The sequence below is a fragment of the Delftia sp. WSY_12 genome (genome assembly GCF_043104645.1).
Lineage (GTDB): Bacteria > Pseudomonadota > Gammaproteobacteria > Burkholderiales > Burkholderiaceae_C > Comamonas > Comamonas tsuruhatensis.
In genome coordinates, this window is the sequence record NZ_JBICKW010000051.1 from 26,587 (window position 1) to 47,093 (window position 20,507).

Genomic DNA, 20,507 nt, shown 5'->3' on the forward strand with positions numbered 1-20,507 from the left:
CATGTCATCGTGTGGTCGGGCTCAGGCGGCGGCGGTGGAAACCGCAGCGGCGGCCGGCGTGTAGTCGAAGGTCTTGATGCCGGCGACGATGAGGTCGGGGGCAATGTCCATGGACCACGCCGCGGCAATGGCAGCGAGCAGGGCCGGCGTGTCCGGGCGCAGGCCGCCGGGCAGGCTCAGCGCGTCCAGCGTGCCCAGCACGCGCTCGGCGGCGCCCGTGGCCAGGATCACCTGGTTGCCGCGCACGAAGACGGCACGGCCTTCGCTCTCGCAACGGTGGGCCGCGACCACGGGGCTGTCTGCCTGCATGGAATAGAACAGCACCTCGCCGTCGCACAGGCGGGCCAGGTCGGCCACCTGTTCGATGTCGGCATTGAGCACGCCCGCGCCTTCGTCCAGCACCACGTCGATCTGGGTGCGCATCACGCGCGTCATCTGTGACTGCTCGTGCACGTCATGGTCGGGCAACTGCTCGAAGCCGTCCATGTCGGTGACCACGCCGACCAGGCAGCGGTCGTAGGCCAGGCCTTCCTCCAGGATGGAACGGGCCGTGGTCTGGATGACGGCGGCCTGGGCCAGGCGGTTGGTCAGCAGCCGGTGGGCGCCGGCCCAGTTGGCGGTATTGGTCTTCTGCGTCTGGCGGTTGGACAGGAACATGCCCTCGCTGCTGGCCACGCCCGTGAGCTTGCCCGACAGCTGCAGCAGCCAGCCCACCAGGCGGGCCGTGAAACCGTTGTTGCGCGTGCCGGCAATGCCGACCAGGGGGATGCGGCCGGCGCCCGTGCCCTCTTCGGTGCGCGGGAACAGGTGGTCGGCGATGGCCATGCCCACGGGGCGCGGCGCGCCGCTGGTGGGCTTCAGATGCATCAGCAGGCCGGGGCCGGCGTTGACTTCGAGGATGGCGCCGCCCTGCTCCTTCATGGGGCGCGAGACGTCCTGCAGGATCATGTCCATGCCCGCGATGTCCAGGCCCACGATCTTGGCGGCCAGCGTGGCCATGTAGGCCACTTCGGGATGGACTTCGTCGGTGCAGTCGATGGCCATGTTGCCGTTGCGCTGCAGCAGCACGCTGGTGCCCTGGGCAGGAATGGTGTCGGGCGTGACGTTCTGGCGCTTGAGTTCCAGCTTCACGGCCGGGGCTTCGAGGTTGATCCAGTCCAGCGGGTATTCCTGCTCGGGGCCGCGGCGCGGGTCCTGGTTGACCACGGCGACCAGTTCGCGAACCGTGGACTTGCCATTGCCGGCCACGCTCACGGTCTCGCCACGGCAGGCGGCAACCACCTTGCCGCCCACGACCAGGATGCGGTGCTCGGTGCCGTCGATGAAGCGTTCGACGATGACGTCCGAGCCTTCAGGCTGGGCCAGCGCGAAGGCGGCCTTGATGTCGGCCTCGTCGCGCAGGTCCAGCGTCACGCCGCGTGCGTGGTTGCCGTCCGAGGGCTTGACGGTGACGGGAAAGCCGATGTCCTGCGCCACTTCCCAGGCTTCCTCGGGGCTGTGGACGATCTGGCCTTCGGGCACGGGCACGCCGCAGGCGGCCAGCAGGCGCTTGGTGAAGTCCTTGTCCTGGGCAATGCCCTCGGCGATGGCGCTGGTCTGGTCGCTCTCGGCGGTCCAGATGCGGCGCTGCGCGGCGCCATAGCCCAGTTGCACGAGGTTGCCGTCATTGAGGCGGATGTGGGGGATGCGGCGCTCGCCGGCCGCATCGACGATGCAGCCCGTGCTCGGGCCCAGGTAGCGGTCGTTGATCTCGGTCTTGATGGCCTTGATGGCGGCCTTCAGGTCGAAGGGCTCGTCATTGATGGCGGCCATGATCAGCCTGTGGCCATGGGCCAGGGCCGTGCGCGCCACGGTTTCCTCGGGGCAGCGGAAGACCATGCGGTAGACGCCGCGCTGCGAGATCTCGCGGGTCTGGCCGAACTCGGCAGGCATGCCCGCCAGGTTCAGCAGCTCGATGATGATGTGCTCCAGCACGTGGCCGCACCAGGTGCCGCCTTCCAGGCGCTGGATGAAGCCGCCGCGCTCGCCCACGCCGCAGTGGTGCTCGACCAGGTCGGGCAGCCAGGCCGTCAGGCGCTCGTTGAAACCGGGAAGCTTGTTCGAGGGATAGTCCTCCAGCTCGCCCAGATCCAGCCAGACCTCCAGCACGGGACGGTAGGTCCAGACGCTGGGTCCACGCAGGTAGGTGGTGCGCAAGAGTTGGATGTCTTTGAATTTCGCCATGTCGGTCAACGGGTAAGCGTGAACGACGACCCGGATTCGGATCGCCGGAGAATGGGAGAGGATTGTGCGCCCAGAAAACCCATGCGCAGTGTTGTCAGCCTAAACCAGGGTTGGCGCGTTGAGCAGGGTATGCCGTGCAACGCGCGGGATATCCACCGGGGAGCTGCGGTTGCCCGCATGACACCAGGAGCCGCCAGGGGCGGGAAAAACAACTCAACATGCAAGAACACCATTCTGTGGACGTTTCGGCCTTCCTTGCCAGCCCCCGCGGGGCTGAGCTGCGAGCCAGGCTCGCTTCCAATGAAAACGTGCTGGCCCTCGCCACGGTTGACCTGACCCTGGATATGCGCTTCGGCGAAGGCTGGGTTGTCCTGACCAACCAGCGCCTCATCGCCTGTGATCCTGAGGATCAGCGATGGAGTGAGTGGATACTCTCAGTCGATCAGAATTTGCGTACGCTGGACCACGGCGGCGTGGGCAACCTCGAATTGCATGGTCCTGCGGCTCGGCTGGCGCTGTGGCGCTTCACCTTGCGCCACCAGGCGGGCGTATTGCGCCTGCTGCAACAGTTCGATCACCAGCGTGAGCGCATGGCGCGCGGCGAGGACTTCGACGGGCCCGAGGACGATGTGCCCCGCTGCCCGGCCTGCCAGACCGAGCTGCCGCCCGAGGCCGACGAATGCCCGGCCTGCGCGCGCCAGCAGGGCCCGCAGACCTCCACCTGGGTGCTGCTGCGCCTGTGGCGCTTTGCCCATCCCTACCGGCACCAGCTGCTGCTGGGCTTTTTGCTGACCCTGGCCTCCACGGGCGCCACCCTGGTGGCGCCCTACCTGACGATTCCCATCGTGGACAAGATCCTGATCCCGTTCCAGAACGGGCAGCAGATCGACAGCAGCCTGGTGGTCTTCTACCTGAGCGGCCTGCTGGCTGCGGCCCTGGTGGCCTGGGGCCTGGGCTGGGCGCGCACCTTCGTGCTGGCCAAGGTCTCCGAGCGCATTGGCTCGGACCTGCGCACGACCACCTACAACCACCTGCTGACGCTGTCGCTGGACTACTACGGCAGCAAACGCACGGGCGACCTGATGGCGCGCATCGGGGCGGAAACAGATCGCATCAATTTGTTTCTATCCTTGAACGCGCTGGATTTTGCGACCGATGTGCTGATGATCGTGATGACCTCGGTCATCCTGTTCTCCATCAATCCATGGCTGGCCCTGGTCACCCTGGTGCCGCTGCCCTTCATCGCCTGGATGATCCACCTGGTGCGTGACCGCCTGCGCACGGGCTTCGAGAAGATCGACCGCGTCTGGTCCGAGGTGACCAATGTGCTGGCCGACACCATTCCCGGCATCCGTGTGGTCAAGGCCTTCGCCCAGGAAAAGCGCGAGGCCGACCGCTTCGCCCAGGCCAATCTGGTCAACCTGCAGGCCAACGACAAGGTCAACAAGACCTGGTCGCTGTTCACGCCCACGGTGACGCTGCTGACCGAGATCGGCCTGCTGGTGGTCTGGGGCTTCGGCATCTGGCTGGTGGCGGGCGGCCAGATCACGGTCGGTATCCTGACGGCCTTCATCGCCTACATCGGCCGCTTCTACAGCCGCCTGGATTCGATGAGCCGCATCGTCTCGGTCACACAGAAGGCGGCAGCCGGCGCCAAGCGCATCTTCGACATCCTGGACCACGTGAGCAACGTGCCCGACCCGGTCAACCCGGTCAAGCTGCCGCGCGTGCAGGGTGCCATCACGCTGGACAACCTGACCTTCCGCTACGGCAGCCGCGCCGTCATCAAGAACCTGGATCTGCAGATTCGCCCGGGTGAAATGATCGGCCTGGTCGGCCACAGCGGCTCGGGCAAGAGCACCCTGGTCAACCTGATCAGCCGCTTCTACGACGTGAGCGAAGGCTCCATCCAGCTCGACGGCGTGGATATCCGCCGGCTCAAGGTGTCGGACTTCCGCAGCAACATCGGCCTGGTGCTGCAGGAGCCCTTCCTGTTCTTCGGCACCATTGCCGAGAACATCGCCTACGGCAAGCCCGACGCCACGCGCGAGGAAATCGTGGCGGCCGCGCGTGCGGCCCATGCCCATGAATTCATCCTGCGCCTGCCGCACGGCTATGACTCCCTGGTCGGCGAACGCGGCCAGGGCCTGTCGGGCGGCGAGCGCCAGCGCATCTCCATCGCGCGCGCGCTGCTGATCGACCCGCGCATCCTGATCCTGGACGAGGCCACCTCGGCCGTGGACACCGAGACGGAAAAGGAGATCCAGAAGGCGCTGGACAACCTGGTGCAGGGCCGCACGACGATTGCCATCGCCCACCGTCTGTCCACGCTGCGCAAGGCAGACCGCCTCGTGGTCATGGACCGGGGCGAAATCGTGGAAGTGGGGCCGCACGACGAACTGATGGAAAAGCAGGGCGCCTACTGGCGCCTGTACCAGGCCCAGGCGCGGCGCGCCGAAGAGGATGCCCAGGCCGCAGGCCTGACCCTGGTCGCAACCACCATCGAGGAATAAGCCATGTCCACTGCCCAACATTGCGCCGCCGGCGCCGATCTGAGCCGCGTACGCGTGGAGCGCAACGCCCATGGCCGCCTGGTGCTGATCCTGGCCGACGGCACGCGCCATGAATCCGTGGTGCCCGTGCGCGCCTTTCCCATTGCCGCGCCGCTGCAAGGCCTGTCCCTGGTCTGTGCCGATGGCAAGGAGGCGCTGTGGGTGGACCACATGGACCACCTGCCCGCGCAGGCCCGCACGCTGATCGAGCAGGATCTGGCCGTGCGCGAGTTCGTGCCCGTCATCCAGCGCATCCGCAAGGTGTCCAGCTATTCCACGCCCAGCACCTGGGACCTGGAGACCGACCGCGGTCCCGCGCAGCTCGTGCTCAAGGCCGAGGAGGATATCCGCCGCCTGTCGGGCCGCACGCACCTGATGATCACCAGCCAGGACGGCGTGCAGTTCAGCGTGCCCGACAGCACGGCGCTGGACCGTGCCTCGCGCAAGATGCTGGAGCGTTTCCTCTAGCGCCTGGTCAGGGTGGTTTCGGGGTTTACCCTTGGTTTTAGGCAGGCCTGGGCGTCTTTCAAAAAAAGCGCTTCAGTTCTTTCAGGTTCTGTCGATGATGAGGCGACGGCGGGAAATTCCCGCCCACAGCACACATCCAGCAAGAGGGTCGAGCCATGCCAATTCCACCTGTTGACCGATCGCCCATACCGTGGCGCCCGCAAAGCGCCGATCTGTACTCCACCGGCGCGTCGGGCGCGGTGCCCGTGCGTCCCGTGAACGCTGCCAATCCTGTCGAATCCACGGACCGCATCGGCGAAGGCCGTGTGATTCGCGATCCTGAAAAACCGTCCGTGGTGGACCAGGAAAACCGCGACTGGACGCTGGCCGAGGAGATCAAGCAGAAGGAAGAGGTCGAGGAGCCGCCCAAGGAGCCGATTTCCAAGCAGCTCATCGAGTTCATCCAGTCCATGTGGCGCGCCAGCGCCATGGCCGTGGAGCAGGCCCAGGAGGTCAGCAAGGCCGATGACGTGGCCCGCAACAAGCTGCAGGTGCGCGAGGAGCCGTTGACCTATTCGGAACCCAAGGTCAAGCGTACCGGCGGACTCTGAGTGTCAGTGGCTGAATGCGCAGGCTCAGTCCTTTGAGCCTTCGCCTTCCTTCGTGTCCCTGGCAGCGGACACGGCTGCGGCATGCTCGGCGGCCTTTGCCTCTTCGGCCTGCGCCTTGGCCTTCGCCTTGTCGCGCTCGGCGCGGTACTTGACGGCAAAGGCCTGCACTTCCGCATAGGAGACGTAGCCGTCCTTGTCGGTGTCGGCCTCGTCGAAGGCCGCCGCCAGGCGCGGGAACAGCGCCACTTCGGTGCGGCTGAGCTTGCCGTCCTTGTTGAAGTCCAGCATCTTGAATTCGCGCTGGGCCTTGATTTCCCCCTTGGTCAATGGCGCCGGGCTGGCCGAGGCCTGTCCGGTGGACGCCTTGTCGGCCGTCTCGGCCGCCTGCGCGCGCGCGGCGGGCAGCATGAAGGCGCTGGTCAGCAGGACGGCAGCGGCGGCCTGCAGCACAGGCGGCCGGCGCAGCAGGGCGGAGCGGTTCATGAGGGGAAAATGCATGGCACCTATTTGGGCATGGAACCGGTGTCTGCAAGCCAGGGCTGTGCGCCCTTTGCAATTGTTTACTTCAGCGGATCGGCGTCCGGATTGGAGACGCCGCTGTTCACATGGCCTGCGGGCACATGGCGGGCCGCCGAGCTGACATGGCCCGATTGGTCGTCGAAGAAGAAATCCGGCTCGAACTCGCGCAGGAAGGGGCCTTTTTCCAGGCCGCCGAGGAACATGGCCTCGTCCACGGTGATTCCCCAATCGAGCAATGTGCGGATGGCGCGCTCGTGCGCCGGCGCACTGCGCGCCGTCACCAGGGCCGTGCGAATGCGCATGGTCTGGGACGAGTCCGCCTGCTGCTGAAGCCGGTGAAGGGCTTGCAGCAGGGGTTTGAACGGCCCTTCTCCCAGGGGCGTGGCGGCATGGGAGACCTCATGGCGCAGAAAGGCCGGCAGCCCGCCTTGCTGGTAGATGCGCTCGGCCTCGTCGGAAAACAGCACGGCATCGCCGTCGAAGGCAATGCGCACTTCCTGCGGGTAGCGGTCGCCTGCGGGCGTGGAGTCGACCATCACGCGCGCCGCGGGAAAGCCGATGGACAGCGCCCTGCGCACATCGACTTCGTTGGCCGAGAGGAACAGGTGGGCGCCCAGCGGCCGCAGGTAGGAAAACGGATCGCGCCCGCGCGTGAACACGCCGCGCTCTATGTGCATGTCGGCCGCCTTGGCCGAGGCGAACACGCGCATGCCGCTGGCCGGGTCGTTGCGCGAGAGCATCATCACCTCCACGCGCTGCACTTCGGGCGTATTGAAGGCCAGCAGCTTGCGCACCAGCGGGAAGGCGATGCCCGGGCGTGCCGGCTGGTGCACCAGGTCCAGCTGGCGGCGCATGTAGGCCTGCTCGTCGCCCGCATCGAACAGCCGGTTCTCTTCCTCGAAGTCGAACAGTGCGCGCGATGAGATGGCGACGACCAGCTTGTCTTGCAGGGTCACGGGCATGGCTTGGCGCTTGTCGCTATTTGACGAACTGGTTGAGCTGGATGATGGGCATGAGCACGGCCAGCACGATCAGGGCCACGACCATGCCCATGGCCACGATCAGCAGCGGCTCCAGGATGGTGGCCAGGTGCATGGCGCGGCGCTGCACCTCGGTGGACAGCTGGTTGGCCGCGCGCTGCAGCATCACGGGCAGCTGGCCGGTCTGCTCGCCCAGGCGGGCAAACATGGAGATCAGGCCCGGGAAGCGCTTTTTCTGCGCCAGGGCCGAGGCCAGCGGCGCGCCCTCGCGCACCAGGGCCAGCGCGTCCATGGCATCGGCGCGCAGCGCGCGGTTGCCCAGCGTTTCGGCGGCGGCCTGCAAGGCCTTGAGAATGGGCACGCCTGCGCCCGCCAGCATGGCCAGCGTGCCGGCAAAGCGTGCCGCGTTGTAGTTGCGCGCCAGCCGGCCGATCAGCGGCAGGCGCAGCCACCAGGCGTCGAAGCGCTCGCGCAGCACGGGGTTCTTCATGGACAGCCGGAATCCCACGGCGCCCAGCACCAGGGCGATCAGCGCGGCCCAGCCATAGCTGCGCACAAAGTCGCTGAGCGCCAGCATGGCCACGGTGAGCCAGGGCAGGGCGCGCTTGGTGCCCGCGAACACGCTGGCCACCTGGGGCACCACGTAGCTGACCAGGAACAGCACGATGACGATGGCCACCAGGGTCACGATGGCCGGGTACAGGGCTGCGCCAATGAGCTTGGACTGCAGGGCCTGGCGCGATTCCAGGTCGTCGGCCAGCCGCTCCAGCACCGGGCCCAGGCTGCCGCTGGCCTCGCCGGCGCCGATCACGGCGCAGTAGATGTCGGAGAACTCGCGCGGATGCTGGGCCAGTGCGCGGGCAAAGGTGGAGCCTGCGTTGACCTCGGCGCGCAGCGCGGCCACCAGGTGGTGCTGGCGCGGGTCGTCGGCTTCTTCGGACAGCGCGGCCAGTGCGCGCTCTATGGGCAGTCCTGATCCGACCAGCCCCGCCATCTGGCGCGTCCACACGGTGAGCCCTGTGGAGCCAAGGACGGGGCGGGTCAGCCAGCGCGAGGCGCCACCCTGCGGGCCGGACGCGGACCCCGAGGCCACGATCTCCACGGCCATGGGCACCAGGGCCTGGGCGCGCAGCTGGCTGCGCGCAGCGCGCGCGTTGTCGGCTTCGATCGTGCCCTTGCGGGTCTGACCTTGGGCATCCAGGGCTTCGAAGGAAAAGGCAGGCATGCGCGGCGGGAGTCGGGAGGGGCTGGGGAAGGATGGCGTTCAGGAAACGCCAGGCGGCGATCCAACCCCCGATGGTAGCCGCTGCCGGTGACGGCTGGATGGCGAGGCCGTCTCGGGCCTCGTCCCCAGGTCCCGGAGGTGCCTATGCCGGCTGGGCGGCCAGGTCCGCTTCGTTGAGCTGGATGGAGCGCAGCGAGGCCGGGCGTTCCATCAGCGGCTGGCCGTAATCGCTGAATTCGGGCAGCGCGGGCAGCAGCTTCATCATCGTGCCCCAGCGCAGGTAGCTGGCCATGAGCACGTCGGCCGCGGTGAACTGGTCGCCGCACAGGTAGCGCCTGCCGGCCACGGCCTGGCGCAGCGTCTGCACCACGTCGTCATAGCGGCCATAGCCGGCGGACATGGCCTGGTCGGCCGTCTGCTGCTCCAGGTGGCCCTGGCTCTTGGCTGTCATCAACGCGTCGACGGGGCCGGCCAGGAAGAACATCCAGCGGTGGTAGACGCCGCGCAGCGGGCTGTCCACGGCCGGCGCGAGCCTTCGTTCGGGGAAGATGTCGGCCAGATAGGCAAGGATGGCGGCCTGTTCGGTGATCACGGTCTCGCCATGCACCAGGGCGGGGACCTTGCCCATGGGGTTGATGGCCAGGTAGTCGGCAGCCTTCATGGTGCTGCCGAATTCCAGCCGCACGGGCTCATAGCGGGCGCCGCATTCCTCCAGCATCCAGCGCGCGATGACGGCGCGCGAGCGGGGGTGGAAGTAAAAGCGCAGAGGCTTGATCGAGTCGTTCATGAAGGCTCCCAGTGGTTTGAATGCATGGCGAGAAGGCCATGGGAGCGACTGTAGGAGGCCATGCTGACAGTTTTTGTCAGCAGTGGTGTCAGCGGACCGTGTAGCCCAGTTGCCGCGACCAGCGTTCGATCAGGCCGCTGCGGTGGTCGGGATACCGTTCCTGCAGATCGGTGACGGAGCGCACGCGGTCGGCGCGGAAATGGCGGAAGTCCTGGCGCAGTTCGCACCAGGCCGCAAGAATGCGCCGCTGGTCGAAGAAAGCCATGGCAAAAGGCCAGATCCGGCGCTCGGTCGGCTGGCCCTTCTCATCCGTGTAGTGCAGCAGCACCCGGTGCTGGCGCCGTATCGCCAGGCGCAGCGCGGTCTGCCAGGGCTCGGTCACGGATTCGTGGCAGATGGGCGGCACCAGCAGGCCGCTGGTGTCCACCTCGATGCGCAGCTCCAGCGGCAGCGCGCTGCGTATGCGGTCCAGCGCGGCGGTGGCGGCCTGGGCGAGCTCGGGGTCGGCCTGGCGGCTGGCCCAGCGCGCGCCCAGCAGCAGGGCTTCCAGCTCATCGGGCGTGAACATCAGCGGCGGCAGCAGAAAGCCGGGCCGCATCTCGTAGCCCACGCCCGGGTCGCCCGCAATCGCGGCACCCTGTTCGCGCAGGGTGGCGATGTCGCGGTACAGGGTGCGCAGGCTCACGTCCAGCTGCCGGGCCAGCACCGGCCCGGCCTGGGGCAGGCGCGCGCGGCGCAGCAGGTCGATCAGCTGCAGCAGCCGGGCGGAGCGGCTCATGCCTTCAGCGGCCCATGACGCCGGCCGTGATCTCCAGCGAGCGCAGGCGCAGGTCGCGGTCATACACGTCGCTGACCAGGATCAGCTCGTCGGCCTCGGTGTCGGCCTGCAGCTTCTGCAGGCGCGTGCGCACCTTGTCCGGGCCGCCGATGGAGGCCACGGCCAGGAAGTCGCCGATGGCGCGGCGCTCCTGCTCGCCGAGCTGGGCCGCGTAGTTCTCGATGGGGCGCGGCAGCAGTCCGCGCCGGCCCGTGATGATGCCCAGCACGCGCTGGTAGGTGCTGCTGGCCAGGTACTCGGCCTCGTCATCGGTGGGCGCGGCGATCACGGGTGCGCCGACGATCACGTAGGGCTTGGCCAGTTGGGCCGACGGCTTGAACAGGCTGCGGTACAGCTGTACGGCCTGGTAGAGCATGCGCGGCGCGAAGTGCGAGGCAAAGGCGTAGGGCAGGCCCAGATGGGCTGCGAGCTGGGCCGAGAACAGGCTGGAGCCCAGCAGCCAGATCGGCACGTTGGTGCCCGCGCCGGGCGTGGCCACCAGCTTTTGATCCGGCGTGGCCGGGGCCAGCAGGCGCTGCAGCTCCATCACGTCGCGCGGGAAGTCTTCCTCGGTCTCGACGCGGTCGCGGCGCAGGGCGCGCATGGTGGCGCCATCGGTGCCGGGCGCACGGCCCAGTCCCAGGTCGATGCGGCCCGGGTACAGCTCGGCCAGCGTGCCGAAGGCTTCGGCCACCACCAGCGGGGCATGGTTGGGCAGCATGATGCCGCCCGAGCCCACGCGGATCTTCGAGGTGCCGCCTGCGATATGGCCGATCAGCACGGCCGTGGCCGAGCTGGCGATGCCGGGCATGTTGTGGTGCTCGGCCAGCCAGTAGCGCTCGAATCCCAGTGCCTCGGCCTTGCGGGCCGTGGCCAGCGCGATGTCCAGGGCCTCGGCGACGGTGCCGCCTTCGCGCACGGCCACGAGGTCGAGCATGGACAGACGGACTTCATTGAATGATGTCATGGCAGGTTCCAACTTCCAGTTCACGGTGGGTGGGGGCGGCGCGGGCCTTGCCGCGCCAGGGCATTCCTGGTGCGCGTTCGCGCACTCAGTTTCTTCTGGACATTTCCCGCGCGCAGGTGATGCCCAGCACCACGCACCAGACCAGGGGGAGGATGGCTGCCGCCAGATGGTTCTCGCCCTGCTGGATGGCCAGCCAGGACAGCGGCAGCGCCACCAGCGCCGACAGGCGGATGACGCGGCGCAGCTGGCTGGTGGACAGCCGTGACTTGAACCACCACAGGGCGATGTAGCTGATCAGGCTCAGCGTGGCGACCCACAGGAACAGGTCGCCGCCATAGGGAGCGCTCCAGGCGCGTAGGGATTCCAACATGCCGACCATTGTGGCAAACAGGGATGCCCCGTGCTGCGCAGGGTCGGGCGTGGCCGCCTGCGCCTAGTCGCGCGTGACGCGCAGCACTTCCTCGGGCGTGGTGATGCCCTCGCGCACCAGGCGCTCGCCGTCGTCGCGCATCAGGCGCATGCCCGCGGCCAGCGCGGTGTCGCGGATCTCGGCCTCGCTGGCCTGGCGGTGGATCTGCGCGCGGATGGTGTCGTCCACCACCAGCATCTCGAAGATGCCGGTGCGCCCCCGGTAGCCGCTGGGCTCGGTGGTGTCGATCTTGCGCACCAGGCGCTGGGCCAGCACACCCAGCAGGGAGGACGACAACAGGAAGGGTTCCACCCCCATGTCGATCAGGCGCGTGACGGCGCTGGAGGCATCGTTGGTGTGCAGCGTGGCCAGCACCAGGTGGCCGGTCAGCGAGGCCTGGATGGCGATCTGCGCGGTCTCGAAGTCGCGGATTTCGCCGATCATGATCACATCCGGGTCCTGGCGCAGGATGGCGCGCAGGGCCTTGGCGAAGGTCAGGTCGATCTTGGCGTTGACCTGGGTCTGCCCCACGCCGGCCAGCTCGTACTCGATGGGGTCCTCCACCGTCATGATGTTGCTGTGGCTGGCGTCCATGCGCGACAGTGCCGCATACAGCGTGGTGGTCTTGCCCGAGCCCGTGGGGCCGGTGACCAGCACGATGCCGTGCGGCTGGGCCGTCAGGTGGGTGAATCGCCTCAGCGTCTCGCCCTGCATGCCCACGGCCTCCAGGCTGAGCTTGCTCTCGCTCTTGTCCAGCAGGCGCAGCACGGCGCGCTCGCCGTGGGCGCTGGGCAGGGTGGAGACGCGCACGTCGATGGCGCGCGTGCCCAGGCGCAGGCTGATGCGGCCGTCCTGGGGCAGGCGCTTTTCGGCGATGTCCAGGTCGGCCATGATCTTCAGTCGCGAGATCAGCGCTGCATGCAGTGCGCGGTTGGGCTGCACGACTTCGCGCAGGTCGCCGTCCACGCGAAAGCGCACGCTGGAATGGCGCTCGTAGGGCTCGATGTGGATGTCGCTGGCACCGTCGCGCGCGGCCTGCGTGAGCAGGGCGTTGAGCATGCGGATGATGGGCGCGTCGTCGGCCGTCTCCAGCAGGTCCTCGACCGCAGGCAGCTCCTGCATCATGCGCGAGAGGTCGGCGTCGGACTCGACCTCGCTGACCACCAGGGCCGCGCTGGACTCGCCCTGCGAATAGGCGGCGCTGATGCGGTGGGCCAGCGTGCCCGCGTCCAGCATCTGCCAGCGCTGCACCGCATGCTTGCGCTGGACTTCGGACAGGGCCTGCCAGTCCGGCGAGGGGCCGTGCCAGAGCAGGGGCTCGTGGCCGTCGTCCTCGATCAGCAGCTGGCTGGTGCGCGCAAACGCATAGGGCAGGGGATAGCGCATGGGGCCTTCCTGCCTCAGAGCGCGCCGGGCGCGGCCGGCACGGGGGCGGGAGCGGCGGGCTGCGGCTGGGTGAAGTCGATCAGCTCGGGCCTGGCGCCCGGCACGTTGACGATGGCGGCCGGGTTGGTGAACGAGCCGGGGTCCGGCTGCGGCGTCAGCGTGGGCAGCACGGGCGCGGCATTGACCGAGCGCAGCAGGGCGCTGGGCTCGGGCTGCAGGCTCTGTTGCTGCGCGCGGATGGCTTCGTAGCGCTCGGAAGAGACCTGGTTGGTGGCAGTCGCATCGCGCATCACCACGGGGCGCAGGAAGACCATCAGGTTGGTCTTGTTGCGCTTGCGGTTGGTGTTGCGGAACAGGTTGCCCACGACGGGAATGTCGCCCAGCAGAGGCACCCGGTCCTCGGCCTGGGAGTAGTTGTCGTCGATCAGGCCGCCGAGCACGACGATGTTGCCGTCCTCGACCAGCACGTTGGACTCGATGGAGCGCTTGTTGGTGGTCAGGCCGTTGGTGTCCTTGCGCGTGGACTCGTCCACCGAGGAGACTTCCTGGAACACGGCCAGCTTCACCGTGCCGTTCTCGTTGATCTGCGGGCGCACGCGCAGCATCAGGCCCACGTCCTTGCGCTCCACGGTGGTGAAGGGGTTGACCGTGCCGCCCGTGGAGTTGCTGGCGTACGAGCCCGTGACCATGGGCACGTTCTGGCCCACGATGATGCGCGCCTCCTCGTTGTCCAGCGTCATCAGGTTGGGCGTGGACAGGATGTTGGCGTCACCGCTGTTTTGCAGGAAGTTGGCCAGAAAGCCCAGCGTGTCCTTGCCGTTGACGCGCTGCGTGAAGCCGAGGTTGGTGCCTCTCAGGCTGGACAACGTGTCTCCCGTAATGGCGCTGCCGTCCAGGCCTCCATCCTTGACCAGGCCGAGCAGGTTCAGGATGTTGGCGCCCGCCACATTGGAGTTCGTGCCCAGTGTGCCGATCACGCGGCCGTTGTTGCTGAGCATGGCCTGCCACTGGATGCCGAACTGGGCCAGCCGGTTGTCCTTGATTTCGACGATCAGGCTTTCGATCAGCACCTGGGCGCGGCGGCCGTCGAGCTTGTCGATCACGGCGCGCAGTTGGCGGTAGACGGGCGGCGGTGCCGTGATGATCAGCGAGTTGGTCGAAGGATCGGCCTGGATCATGCCGCCCGTGGAGGGCTGCTGGGCCACGCCCAGCGCGCCGCCCCCGCCGCCGCTGCCCAGGCCCGAGGACGAGCCCATGCCCATGGATGCCGTGCCGCTGGAGTCGCGCGAGACCACGGGCTGCGAGGTGGGGATGGAGGACATGCCGCCGCCCTGCGGCAGGGTGCCGCCCGCACCGGGCTGGCCGCTGGCCGTGCCGGCGGCCGTGGCCTGGGCGCCGATGGCGGCGCGCAAGGTGGCGGCCAGCGCCACGGCGTCGGCGTTCTTGAGATAGACCACGTGGATGTTGCCCTGGTCGCCGCCGCCGTTCATGGCGGGCTGGTCCAGCCGCGCGATCAGCGAGCGCACCTGGGCCAGGCGTGCCGGGTTGGCCGCGCGCAGCACGATGGAGTTGCTGCGCGGCTCGGCCATCAGCGAGGTCTTGAAGGCGTTGTCGCTCTGGCCCGGAATATTGGCGCCGCCTGCGGTCACCGTGAGGCCGCCGGGGCTGGCCGTGCCGCCTTCGATCAGGCGCGAGACCAGGGCCACCATGTCGGTGGCCACGGCATGGCGCAGCGGAATGATTTCGACATCGGTGGCGTTGGATACGTCCATGGTCGCCACGATGCGCGAGATGCGCTGCAGGTTGTCTGCGTAGTCGGTGATGACCAGCGAGTTGTTGCCCGGGTTGACGTTGATGGTGTTGTTGGGGCTGATCAGGGGGCGCAGCACGGGCACCAGGTTGGCCGCGTTCTCGTAGTTGAGCTTGAAGATCTGGGTGACGATCTGGCTGCCGGTGCTGCTGCGGCCCGCGCCCACGGCCACCTCGCTGGCCTGCAGCTTGGCGTCGGCTTCGGGGATGACCTTGTACAGGCCGGCCGATTCGACGATGGTGAAGCCCTGCAGGCGCAACGCGGCCAGGAACTGCTGGTAGGCGGTGGCGGGCGGCACGGGCCTGTCGGTCAGCAGCGTGATCTGGCCCTTGACGCGGGGGTCGACCACCACGTTGCGGTTGGTGATGGCGCCGATGGCACGCGAGACGGCCTCGATGTCGGCGCCCGAGAAATTCAGCGTCACAGGCTCGCCCGGACGCAGGCTGGGCGTGGCGCCGGCCGGTGCATTGGTCTGCTGGGCCTGGGCGGTGCCAGCGGTGCAGGCCAGCATGGCGCTGACGGCCAGCGTGTGCAGGGTGTTGCGCCAGAACGGGGTCGTGTGCTGCTGAGTCATGGATCAACCAAAGGAAATGATGGACCGGGGCCCCTGGCGCCGTCCCAGAATGTTGAGCAAGTTGGACAGCGCGGTTTCGCGCTCGGGGCTGGCCGAGGCCTCGCCCTGGAAGTGCAGCCGCTGGCCTACCCATTGGCCCTGGCCGCTCAGGCGCAGGTCGCCGGTCAGGGTACTGAGCTGCAGCTGCGGACTGTCGCCCCCGAGGATGTCGAGCCGGTAGCTGCCCAGCGGGCGCAGAGGGGACAGCCGCGAGGATACGGCCAGCGCCTCCAGCCGCGTGCTGCCGTCGCTGCGCCAGCGCCCCGATTGCCACAGCAATTGCAGTTGCAGGGCCTGCGTGGCCAGCCGCAGCTGGCCTTGCAGGTCCACCGTGTTCCAGGGCGTGCCCAGGCCGGACAGCAGCGAGGCGGGCCAGCGCGTGTCGCTGTCGTGCACCACGGCGCTCAGGCCCTGCCAGCGCGGCAGCAGGTCCAGCACCACGGGCGTGGGTGTGCAGCATTCGCTGCGCAGCTGAATGCGGGCACCGTCCAGGCGCGGGCGCAGCGTCCATTCCAGCCGCGTGGGCAGGGCCGTGCGGTCGCGGCTGCCGGCGCCTCCGGTGAAGGCCAGGGAGGCCGAGCCGTTCCACAGCGTGCCGCGCGGTTGCAGCAGCAGTACCTGGCCCTGTGTGGCGGAATCCACGCCGCGTGCCAGCCAGGCGGCGGGTGCCCAGACGACGGTGGTGGCCACCAGGCCGCACAGGGCGCCTGCCAGCGCCCAGCCGCGCGGTGAGCGCAGGACAGGCTGGGAGCGGGGCTGGCGGCGCATGCTCAAGGTGCCCGCGACGGATCGACAGGCAGGTCCAGCACCAGGCTGCCATCCCAGCGCACGGCATCGGCAGCGCCTGCGGCGCTTGCAGATGCACTGCGGGCCAGCTTCATCTCGGCGGGAACGGCGTGCGTGTTGCTGCGGACCTGGGCCAGCCAGCGCGCCAGCGCGGCGGCGGGCGCGGCCTTGAGCGTGATCTGTGCGCGGTCGCCCATCCAGTTCAATTGGGCGGAGGCGCCCAGTTCGGCGGACAGCGAGCTTTGCAGCAGCGCCTTGGCATCGCCGACCACGGGGCGTGCGTTGCCGCGCAGCTGCTCGGCCTCGGCCTGCAGCAGCTGCATCTGGCGCAACTGGCGGTCGGCCTGGGCATGGCGTTCGGGCGCGGTGCGCAGGCTGTGCAGGGCGGGGGCCAGGGCCAGCCACCACAGCAGGGCCAGTGCCACCACGCCACCGGCCAGCAGCGTCATGTTCTGTTCACGCGGCGCCAGGGCATTCCAGCGCGCGCGCAGTGGGGCCAGGCTTTGGCGGGATGCGCGCATGTTCATGGCCGGGCCTCCTGGGCAAGCAGCAGGTCGGCACCGTCGCGCTGCAGTCGCAGGCCGCTGCCGGCCAGATGTTGTTGTGCCTGCTCCAGTGCCTCGGCCTCCAGCGAGACGCCCTTGAGGCGCAGCTGACGGTCCTGGTAGTCCATGGCCTGCGGCAACTGGCCGGCAGGCAGGGCCCGGGATGCGGCGGCCAGCAGGGGTTCCAGGTCGCCCTGCGTCAGCGCGCCGGCGCTCTGGCGCAGCGTGGCGACTTCGCGCTGCATTTGAACGGGCGCATCGACGATGACGGGAACGCGCGGAAAGCTGGTGGCCAGCGTGGAGCGCACCTGGACCTGCTTGGCCGCGATGGCTCGGTTTTCGGTCCAGGCCCAGGCATTGAGGCCCACCACCTGGGCCAGCAGTGCGAGCGCGGCACCCCAGCGCGCGGCCTTCCATTGCGGCGCGCGCAGAAAGCTCTGCCAGCCGTCGAGCATGCGCCGGCGGGTGCGGCTGCCGCCGCCCAGGTCGAGGTCGAACTGGGCCAGGTCCCAGTTTTGTGCGCGGGCCGCCAGGCCGCGCTGGGCGTCCGTCAGCAGGCTGACGGGGCGCTGCAGGGCCTCGGCGGCGCGGGCCAGCGCCGGGTCCGCCTGGATCGGGGTGTCGGGGGGCAGGGCCTGCAGCAGGGCGGCCAGCATGGCGGGGTCGGCACTGTCGGTGCGCAGCGGCAGGCAGGCCAGCGAGTCCATGCCTTGCGGGGCCGTGCTCAGGCCGGTGGCCAGCAGCCAGGCCGATTCAGGCGTGCCCACGGCCCACAGCTGGGGCGTGGACTGGGGCGGGCATTCGGGCACGATGCGGCCCACGGGCCGGCCTGCGGACTCCAGGGCCTGCAGATGGGCATGGAGCCAGGCCTTGTCGCAGGCGGCAACCCAGCAGGGTTCGCCCGCGCGTGCCTGAGGCTGCAGCGCCAGATGCAGTTGGGAGGGGTCGTCGAGCAGGCGCTCTTCCAGCAGCCCGTCGAGCACGGCACGCAGGCGCACATGTCCACGCCGGCTCCCCGTAGGCACGCCATGGGGGAGGCTGACCAGATGCCAGGACAAGGCCTGGTGCGGCACCACGGCAACCGTCTGGCCGGTGCGGCCAGGATCGGGCAGCAGGCCTGCTGCGGCGTGGCCATGCCGGTCGGCGCGCAGGCCGTCGCTGCTGAGTGCGTAGGCGTATTCGCCAGCGGGGCCCGCAGGCAGATGAAGAATCAAGGTGCTCATGGACGGAAGCGGGCATTGTAGGGGCCGAGTGTGACAGGCATCTGTCACGGCGCGGGAGCTTCGGGCAATCCCCAGTCCCCCCTCTCGCGCCAGATGGTAGTGACTGTCATGTTGTTGCGCCGCAACATGGAGCGTTCGCTGGCCACGATCTCGCCCAGGCGCATGCGGCCACGCGCCTCGAAGAAGCTGGTGGCGACCGAAAGGTTCTGTCCCTCGAATTTCTGCGGCAGGCCCAGCGCGTTGGAGGCATCGGCCAGGCTGCGCAGCGGGCGCGATGCGCGCAGCTGCACCAGTTGGCTGGCCTGGGACCAGGTCAGGTCCTCCACGCTGGCCCAGATGACTTCGGCGCTGGCGGTGTTGAGGTTGACGGGCGTATTCTCGGGCAGCAGGGTGATGTAGGGCTCCAGGCGCGAGACGACTTCGGGCGGCAATCCCAGCCAGCCGAACTGGCTCAGCGTGCGCGGCATCAGGAACTGCGCGCCCTCGCCGGCGGTGGCCGCTGCGCGCAGGGCCTGGACGATCTGGGCGGCATAGGCAGGGGGCAGGTTCAGGCGTTCCAGCAGGCGGGCCAGCGGGCGCAGGGTTTCGGGCTTGTCGGGCGCGCCCAGCAGGTTGCGCAGGTTCAGGCGCGACTGCAGGTCGATGATCTGGCCCGAGAGAAAGGCGTCCTGCATGTCGGCCATGCCGTCATCGACCTGGCTGACGTTGTTCTGCGCCGCCAGGAAGGTGGACAGGCGCGCCTCCTGCAGCGGCACGGCCCAGGGTTCGGCCAGGTGGTCCACCTGCAGGCTGGTGCGCGCATCCTCGGCCAGCACCACGCGCGACCAGTCCAGCGCACCCAGCAAAATCCAGGCGGCCTGCATGCGGTTGCGCTCGGCGGTCTCGACCTCCACGCTGCGCCACTGCTGCCACAGCGCGGTGGCGGCAAAGGTGGCGACCAGCGTGACCGTGAGCATGGCGGCCAGCAGGGCCACGCCGCGAGGGCGGCGGCGGACGGGCAGGGTGCGGGGTGCGCGCATCATGATCGGCTGTTGGATCGCAGGGGGTTGACCCAGTCCATGGTGACGCGGCCGGGGACGGCGCTGTCGGGCGGCAGGGTCAGTTCGACGCGTATGCCGTCAGGAATCGCGGGCAGCTGTGCGCTGCTGTTGGTGCCGCCGGATGGTGGATTGGGCGTGCCCGTGCCGTTGTCCGAGCCGCTGGACTGCGGGTTGCTCCAGGCGTTGTCACGGTAGTAGTACAGGCGCCACTGGTCCAGGGGCAGCAGCACGGTTTCGCGGCGGCGCTGGTCGTCCGAAGGATTGCGTCCCCATTGCGCCCCCTGGTTCCAGGCCTCGCGCCACTGGGCGCGCGTGCGCAGCGGTGGCGACTGCCAGCGCAGCCACTGGTCGCGTCCGGCTGTCTGGCGGCGGGCCCAGGCCACGACCACGGCGCCATCGTCCACGGCGGCACTGCTCTTGCGGGTCATGCGCAGCACCTGGCCATCCCAGTCGATGACCTGGGCGTGCTCCAGCGGCATCAGGGCTTCGAGGTCGGCATTCCACTGGGCGATCACGGTCTGCAGCACGATCTGCTGCTCGTTGCGCGCGCGAATGGTCTCCTGCGAGCGCACCATGCTGTCCAGTCCGCGCCAGCTCACCAGGGCCAGCAGGGCCATGACGGCGATGGCCACCATCAGCTCCACCAGGGTGAAGCCTTGCGCGCGGGAGAAAGGGCGCAAACGCATCTAGAAGCGGCCCACGATGGTCGATACCCGCAGCACCGGATGCTCGGCCGTGACGACCAGGGCATCCACGCGGCGGAAGCTGGGGTTGGGCGTGGGGCGCACGCTGAGCTGGACCTGCAGCTGCCGGCTGCCCTGCTCGCAAGTGAAGCTGTTGTCGCCCACGGGCGGCATCTGGCGCGACAGGCGCAGGCGCACCAGTTCGTTTTGCGCGCACAGCTGGGCCAGCAGCACCTCGGACTGGCGCTCGGCATTGCGAGTCAGGGCCGATGTGGCCTGCAGGCCTGCCATCAGGGCAATGCCCACGATGCCCAGGGCCACCAGGACCTCGATCAGCGTGAAGCCGTGCGGCAGGCGCCTTGGCGCGCCGTGCCTGCGGCGTGGTCCGTGGATGCCTGTCATGGCAGGGATTGCACGGCAAAGGGCCGCAGTCCATCCGTGGCCACGCGCAGCGGCGGGCTGTTGGAGTCGCGCAGCGTCAGCGTGACGGACTGGGGAGGAATCAGTGGCTCGGGGCCGAGGATCAGCGGCGTCGCCGGCTGTGCCTGCACCCCGGACTGCAGCCATTGCGAAGGCAATTGCGCGCTGGCCGGCAGGCCCTCGAAGCGAAAGCCCTGCGGCATGGGCCGCCAGCGCACGGGCACGCCGTTGGCTCGTGCCTGTGCGCGGGCCGATTCCAGCAGTGCGGCCAGGCGCTCGGCCTCGCGTTCCAGCTGGGCCTGCCCGCTGTCGCGCAGAGACAGGCTTGCGCCGGCAGCGGCAATCGCCATGATGCTGATGACCACCAGCAGTTCCAGCAGGGTGAAGCCGCGCGAAGGAATGGTCAGGGTGGGCGCAACCGTCTGGCGGGGCATGAGAGCAGGCAGGCCCGCCGGGAGTGCGGG

20 protein-coding genes are annotated in these 20,507 nt (G+C 68.8%); 3 read left to right on the top strand and 17 right to left on the bottom strand.

All coding sequences use genetic code 11. From position 1 onward, the window contains the following. Nucleotides 1–21: 21 nt before the first annotated feature. On the bottom strand, nucleotides 22–2,223 hold the full coding sequence (cphA, locus tag ACF8LI_RS22945) for a cyanophycin synthetase (protein WP_016450863.1): 2,202 nt from the start codon (nucleotides 2,221–2,223) through the stop codon (nucleotides 22–24). A 218-nt stretch (nucleotides 2,224–2,441) separates the two neighbouring features. On the opposite strand from cphA, the gene ACF8LI_RS22950 reads away from it, so the two are divergent. From ACF8LI_RS22950 to ACF8LI_RS22960, 3 genes are all read left to right on the top strand, one after another. Beyond that, nucleotides 2,442–4,736 carry an ABC transporter ATP-binding protein gene (locus ACF8LI_RS22950; protein WP_016448747.1) on the top strand — a complete coding sequence of 765 codons (2,295 nt, stop codon included), beginning with the start codon at nucleotides 2,442–2,444 and terminating at the stop codon, nucleotides 4,734–4,736. Between the two features lie 3 nt (nucleotides 4,737–4,739). Continuing rightward, nucleotides 4,740–5,243, top strand: coding sequence for a DUF1854 domain-containing protein (locus ACF8LI_RS22955; protein ID WP_016448746.1), 504 nt, complete (start codon nucleotides 4,740–4,742; stop codon nucleotides 5,241–5,243). A gap of 155 nt (nucleotides 5,244–5,398) precedes the next feature. After that, nucleotides 5,399–5,833: a hypothetical protein gene (locus ACF8LI_RS22960; protein ID WP_016450864.1), complete on the top strand. Its 435-nt coding sequence runs from the start codon at nucleotides 5,399–5,401 to the stop codon at nucleotides 5,831–5,833. A gap of 24 nt (nucleotides 5,834–5,857) precedes the next feature. On the opposite strand, the gene ACF8LI_RS22965 is transcribed toward ACF8LI_RS22960, so the two are convergent. The 16 genes from ACF8LI_RS22965 to ACF8LI_RS23040 all read right to left on the bottom strand — a co-directional run bounded on the left by ACF8LI_RS22965 (nucleotide 5,858) and on the right by ACF8LI_RS23040 (nucleotide 20,477). Then, the gene (locus ACF8LI_RS22965; protein WP_016448744.1) at nucleotides 5,858–6,331 is read right to left on the bottom strand and encodes an EF-hand domain-containing protein; all 474 of its coding nucleotides are present in this window, start codon (nucleotides 6,329–6,331) and stop codon (nucleotides 5,858–5,860) included. Between the two features lie 62 nt (nucleotides 6,332–6,393). Beyond that, a complete protein-coding gene (locus tag ACF8LI_RS22970; protein ID WP_203400404.1) occupies nucleotides 6,394–7,314 on the bottom strand; it encodes a 5'-nucleotidase in 921 nt (306 codons plus the stop codon). Between the two features lie 16 nt (nucleotides 7,315–7,330). Beyond that, a complete protein-coding gene (gene gspF, locus ACF8LI_RS22975; protein WP_016448742.1) occupies nucleotides 7,331–8,557 on the bottom strand; it encodes a type II secretion system inner membrane protein GspF in 1,227 nt (408 codons plus the stop codon). A 142-nt stretch (nucleotides 8,558–8,699) separates the two neighbouring features. Next, nucleotides 8,700–9,344 carry a glutathione S-transferase family protein gene (locus tag ACF8LI_RS22980; protein WP_016448741.1) on the bottom strand — a complete coding sequence of 215 codons (645 nt, stop codon included), beginning with the start codon at nucleotides 9,342–9,344 and terminating at the stop codon, nucleotides 8,700–8,702. Nucleotides 9,345–9,432: 88 nt separating this feature from the next. Next, the gene (locus tag ACF8LI_RS22985) at nucleotides 9,433–10,122 is read right to left on the bottom strand and encodes a YafY family protein (protein ID WP_016448740.1); all 690 of its coding nucleotides are present in this window, start codon (nucleotides 10,120–10,122) and stop codon (nucleotides 9,433–9,435) included. 4 nt (nucleotides 10,123–10,126) lie between these two features. After that, on the bottom strand, nucleotides 10,127–11,128 hold the full coding sequence (locus ACF8LI_RS22990; protein WP_016448739.1) for an LLM class flavin-dependent oxidoreductase: 1,002 nt from the start codon (nucleotides 11,126–11,128) through the stop codon (nucleotides 10,127–10,129). 85 nt (nucleotides 11,129–11,213) lie between these two features. After that, entirely contained in the window at nucleotides 11,214–11,498 is a 285-nt protein-coding gene (locus tag ACF8LI_RS22995) for a hypothetical protein (RefSeq protein WP_223275171.1), read from the bottom strand. Between the two features lie 63 nt (nucleotides 11,499–11,561). After that, the gene (locus ACF8LI_RS23000; protein ID WP_373800879.1) at nucleotides 11,562–12,923 is read right to left on the bottom strand and encodes a GspE/PulE family protein; all 1,362 of its coding nucleotides are present in this window, start codon (nucleotides 12,921–12,923) and stop codon (nucleotides 11,562–11,564) included. Nucleotides 12,924–12,937: 14 nt separating this feature from the next. Further along, the gene (gspD, locus tag ACF8LI_RS23005; protein ID WP_016450867.1) at nucleotides 12,938–15,307 is read right to left on the bottom strand and encodes a type II secretion system secretin GspD; all 2,370 of its coding nucleotides are present in this window, start codon (nucleotides 15,305–15,307) and stop codon (nucleotides 12,938–12,940) included. A gap of 3 nt (nucleotides 15,308–15,310) precedes the next feature. Beyond that, the gene (gene gspN / locus ACF8LI_RS23010; RefSeq protein ID WP_016450868.1) at nucleotides 15,311–16,114 is read right to left on the bottom strand and encodes a type II secretion system protein N; all 804 of its coding nucleotides are present in this window, start codon (nucleotides 16,112–16,114) and stop codon (nucleotides 15,311–15,313) included. A 2-nt stretch (nucleotides 16,115–16,116) separates the two neighbouring features. Continuing rightward, nucleotides 16,117–16,659: a type II secretion system protein GspM gene (gene gspM, locus ACF8LI_RS23015; protein WP_034364462.1), complete on the bottom strand. Its 543-nt coding sequence runs from the start codon at nucleotides 16,657–16,659 to the stop codon at nucleotides 16,117–16,119. Continuing rightward, nucleotides 16,656–17,900: a type II secretion system protein GspL gene (gene gspL / locus ACF8LI_RS23020; RefSeq protein ID WP_043790034.1), complete on the bottom strand. Its 1,245-nt coding sequence runs from the start codon at nucleotides 17,898–17,900 to the stop codon at nucleotides 16,656–16,658. Before gspL ends, gspM begins: the two co-directional genes overlap by 4 nt. Nucleotides 17,901–17,944: 44 nt before the next feature. Next, the gene (gspK, locus tag ACF8LI_RS23025) at nucleotides 17,945–18,922 is read right to left on the bottom strand and encodes a type II secretion system minor pseudopilin GspK (protein ID WP_209799943.1); all 978 of its coding nucleotides are present in this window, start codon (nucleotides 18,920–18,922) and stop codon (nucleotides 17,945–17,947) included. Continuing rightward, nucleotides 18,919–19,626: a prepilin-type N-terminal cleavage/methylation domain-containing protein gene (locus tag ACF8LI_RS23030; protein WP_043790035.1), complete on the bottom strand. Its 708-nt coding sequence runs from the start codon at nucleotides 19,624–19,626 to the stop codon at nucleotides 18,919–18,921. The genes gspK and ACF8LI_RS23030 overlap by 4 nt, the downstream gene beginning before the upstream one ends. Then, nucleotides 19,627–20,025 carry a type II secretion system minor pseudopilin GspI gene (gene gspI, locus ACF8LI_RS23035; RefSeq protein ID WP_016448731.1) on the bottom strand — a complete coding sequence of 133 codons (399 nt, stop codon included), beginning with the start codon at nucleotides 20,023–20,025 and terminating at the stop codon, nucleotides 19,627–19,629. Continuing rightward, on the bottom strand, nucleotides 20,022–20,477 hold the full coding sequence (locus ACF8LI_RS23040) for a GspH/FimT family pseudopilin (RefSeq protein WP_047326421.1): 456 nt from the start codon (nucleotides 20,475–20,477) through the stop codon (nucleotides 20,022–20,024). The genes gspI and ACF8LI_RS23040 overlap by 4 nt, the downstream gene beginning before the upstream one ends. Between the last annotated feature and the right edge of the window lie 30 nt (nucleotides 20,478–20,507).